Annotated in this window: 4 protein-coding genes; 3 read left to right on the top strand and 1 reads right to left on the bottom strand. The window is 67.4% G+C overall.

The window, feature by feature from the left end:
* Window positions 1-671: 671 nt before the first annotated feature.
* Entirely contained in the window at window positions 672-1,331 is a 660-nt protein-coding gene (locus tag VNF71_10880; GenBank protein HVA75052.1) for a hypothetical protein, read from the top strand.
* A gap of 379 nt (window positions 1,332-1,710) precedes the next feature.
* Here the strand turns inward: VNF71_10880 and VNF71_10875 are convergent, their stop codons facing one another.
* The gene (locus VNF71_10875) at window positions 1,711-2,142 is read right to left on the bottom strand and encodes an aquaporin (protein ID HVA75051.1); all 432 of its coding nucleotides are present in this window, start codon (window positions 2,140-2,142) and stop codon (window positions 1,711-1,713) included.
* 207 nt (window positions 2,143-2,349) lie between these two features.
* Between VNF71_10875 and VNF71_10870 the strand changes: the two genes are divergently transcribed.
* Window positions 2,350-2,727: an SCP2 sterol-binding domain-containing protein gene (locus tag VNF71_10870; protein HVA75050.1), complete on the top strand. Its 378-nt coding sequence runs from the start codon at window positions 2,350-2,352 to the stop codon at window positions 2,725-2,727.
* Window positions 2,724-3,300 (top strand): glycogen debranching N-terminal domain-containing protein (locus VNF71_10865; protein HVA75049.1); only part of this gene is annotated, 577 nt, incomplete at its 3' end. The genes VNF71_10870 and VNF71_10865, both read left to right, overlap by 4 nt.

Genomic DNA, 3,300 nt, shown 5'->3' with positions numbered 1-3,300 from the left:
ACTCCGCCGGATACGCCTTCCGCCCCGCACGACCTCCTCCCAAGGCCGCCCGAGTCTATAAACACCAACCCTCCGGAACCGGGGGCACACCAACACGGTGGTCGAGCACAGGACGGACGTTTCGGGCTGGTTGCGCAAGCAGCCCGAGGAGACGAGCCCGGATCTGTTGCGGGTGATGGTGAAGGACCGCAAGGCCAAGGCGGAAGGTTCGCGGAGACGATGGACGAAAGCGCCACCGGATGGTTGATTTCTTTTCGCGCTGGCCGAGGGCGCGGCAGCCAATGGCGGGGGCGCCGGCTGCGACTCCCGGCGTCTGCGGGCCCGGTGCCGATCAGGTCGCGTCGCCAGCACGTCCAGGGGCTCGCGAGGGCTGCGCCGGCGGCGATGGCGAGCATCGCGGCGGGGCGGTGGCGCGGAATGGTCGGGCGGCGACGAGGCCGACGTGTCAGGAATGTCACCACCCGACCGGACCTGCACGAGGGGACCGTCACATTTTGCTTGCCCTGCCGCGACGGTCGCAGCCACCCGCACCTCGTCACCTCGATGGCCCGAACAGGGCACAGCGGCTACGACGAGGCCCGCGTGATGGCGCCGCGCATGCGTAAATCCCGCCGAGCGAGTCGGGCCTCTCTCTGATGCAGCAGTCTGGTGCGGCGGCGAATGATGCTGGCATGAGATTGGCTCTTCGCCGGCGGTTGCGGTGTGGGGTTGCCGCAGTGGTCGTGGTCGGATGCGTGGCGGCTGGTGCGTCGGCGAGCGCTCCCCCGGTTGGGCCTCTCCCGGCAGGCTCGGTTTCGGACATCAGCGCCCAGGTGGGCACGCTCTTCGCGATGGCGTTTCCATCTCACTCTGCGTCGTCCGGGCTCGTCTGGCGCGGCGCCCGCCCGGTTGATCCGGCCGTGGTCCGACCACTGTGGGACGCGGACGTTGGCGCAAGCGTGGTCGTCGTGTACAGAGCTGTCGGCGTTGGGAGAGTGACGGTCGTCTACGCCTTGACACGCGGCGAGACAGTGAAAGCGCTCCAGGCGCTGCGATACCGGGTCGTTGTGGTCGCGCCCCGGTGCTCGGCGCAACCGCAGGCAGCGGCCGAGTACGTGATCCCGCCGCCGCCTTTTGTTCCCCGGATCATCTCCGTGCGAAAGATGGGTCTGCCAGCAGGTGAGCCCCTCGCGGGTGGCCCCCTGCTCAAGCGGCTCTACCGCGTCACCTTCGACGTCCGGACCGGAAACGCCGTGCTGCCCGCTGGGCACCGCTACTCCCAGTTCGCTTACGTCAGCAGGAAGAATGCCACCGTGCCCTGGTGCTTCCTGAAGGGCGGTTCCGGACCTTAAGGGCTATCCGGTAGGGCGTGAGTGAGGCGGGCTGCGTGGGCTTTCTTGAACGCGGTCGGGCCGCAGGCGAGTTGGAGAGCGTCCCTGGTTGAGTCGTTCCGAGCCGGAATCTCGGCACGAGGTCGCTTGGGAGGCAGGCCGCGCTCTTCGAGCGCTGCGTCGCCAACAGGCGACCTGCTGAGTTCGCGTCTGCGCTGAATCCCATCTGAGATAGGGGTTGAACCCGGCGGCACCGGCAACACTCGCAGTGGTTCGACGGCGAAGACGCTTGTGACCGAGCCAGCCCACCACTTGAGCTCTGGCTACAACAGAACGCCGGCGAGGGGGACGCTCGAGGGCCGCCTCGACACACACGGTCATACGCTGGCCGCACTCGTCGTCAGGGGCGCACGGGGAGGGCCGATCCGAGCACGCTCCGGTAGGAGGGGTCGTGGAAGAGCTTCGCGGTGAGCGTGGTCCGCGGCACGAGGGCCCACAGCGCGACCGCGCTGAGCGCGCCGCCGAGGGGACCGACGACGTAGACCCAGTAGTCGGTCCAGTGCCCGCCGACGGCGGCGGGGCCGAGGCTGCGCGCGGGGTTGAGACTCGTCCCGGTGTACGGCGCCCCTTGCCAGACGAAAACGGCGATGACGATCCAGACAGCGAGGGGCGTCCAGCGAGTGGTCCGCGGCGACGAGACGAAAGCGAAGATAGTGAACACGAGTGCCGCGGTCCTGAAGCCGGTGCGCCAAGTCCTGCCGAATCCATCACCAAAGGTGCCTGACCACGCACGCCGGAAACGAAGTGACCGGCCCGCTCGGGAACGCAGCATCGTGGAAACCTGAACTTCGTTGGATCCGTTTGCGTATCGTTCGCACGCTGATGCCCGGGCTTCGGCTATTGCTATGAGTTGCGCCGCGGGGAGGCGGTGGTCGCGACGGGTCACCTCACGCAGGAGCAGCCGCTTGAGGTTGGCTACAACAAGAGCCGATGAGGAGGCGCCGGCGCCCGCTGGAGAATCGACCTGGGAGGGAAGTTGATGGCTGATCCGACGGCGGAGTTCTTCGGGGAGCTCGGCCGGCGTGGGCACGAAGGGCTGCTCGAGAAGGCGACGGGCACAGTCCGGGTCGATCTTGCTGATGGGAAGCGGACCGAGCGCTGGCTCGTCTCTGTGACGAAGGGCGATGTCGCTGTGTCGCGCCGGAACGCCGCCGCTGATTGCGTCCTGCGGGCGGATAAGAGGCTCTTCGACGGCGTGGTTAGCGGCGATGTGAACGCGATCGCGGCGGTGCTGCGGGGTGCACTGGTCCTTGAGGGCGACGTGGGGCTGCTGGTGTTGTTCCAGCGGCTCTTTCCCGGGCCTCCGGAGGGTCGGCGCAAGGGACGCGTGGCCGGTTTCGCGAGGAGGCGGTCATGAGCGACGATCTCGTCAAGATCCTCGACGGGAACACGTTCGTGGTCAGCGACACGCGGGGCGACATCGAGGCGTCGATGACCGATCCGACCGGGCTTTTCTCGTTCGACACGCGGTTTCTCTCGAGGTGGGTGTTGACGGTGAACGGCCAGCGGTTGAATCCGCTCTCCGTCGACGACCTGCAGTACTTCGAGACGCGCTTCTTCCTTGTGCCGGGGACTGGCACCGTGTACGTCGACGCGAAGCTCTCGGTAATCCGCCTCCGCGCTGTCGGCGGCGGTTTCCACGAGGAGCTCACGTTCTTGAACCACGACGAGCAGCCGGTCGATCTGACCATTCGCGTCGAGGCGGGCTGCGACTTCGCCGACCTGTTCGAGGTCAAGGACGCGCTCAGGAAGAAGGGCAGCTACTCGACGCGCGTCGAACGCGGCCGCCTGGTGCTCAGCTACGAGCGCGAGACGTTCAAGCGCGCGACAGTCATCTCGGCGATCGCTCCGGTCCGCTTCGACGAGAACGGCTTGTCCTTCAATGTCCGGCTCGAGCCGCACGGCGAGTGGTCGACCGAGCTCGACGTCG

Source organism: Acidimicrobiales bacterium (assembly GCA_035533095.1).
Lineage (GTDB): Bacteria > Actinomycetota > Acidimicrobiia > Acidimicrobiales > Palsa-688 > DATLUM01.
This window is presented reverse-complemented; position numbering and strand designations above follow the sequence as displayed.

Bases quoted from the DNA above. Each gene is read 5' to 3' on its own strand.
- VNF71_10880 (HVA75052.1), top strand. From the start codon at position 672: ATGAGATTGGCTCTTCGCCGGCGGTTGCGGTGTGGGGTTGCCGCAGTG.
- VNF71_10875 (HVA75051.1), bottom strand. From the start codon at position 2,142: ATGCTGCGTTCCCGAGCGGGCCGGTCACTTCGTTTCCGGCGTGCGTGG.
- VNF71_10870 (HVA75050.1), top strand. From the start codon at position 2,350: ATGGCTGATCCGACGGCGGAGTTCTTCGGGGAGCTCGGCCGGCGTGGG.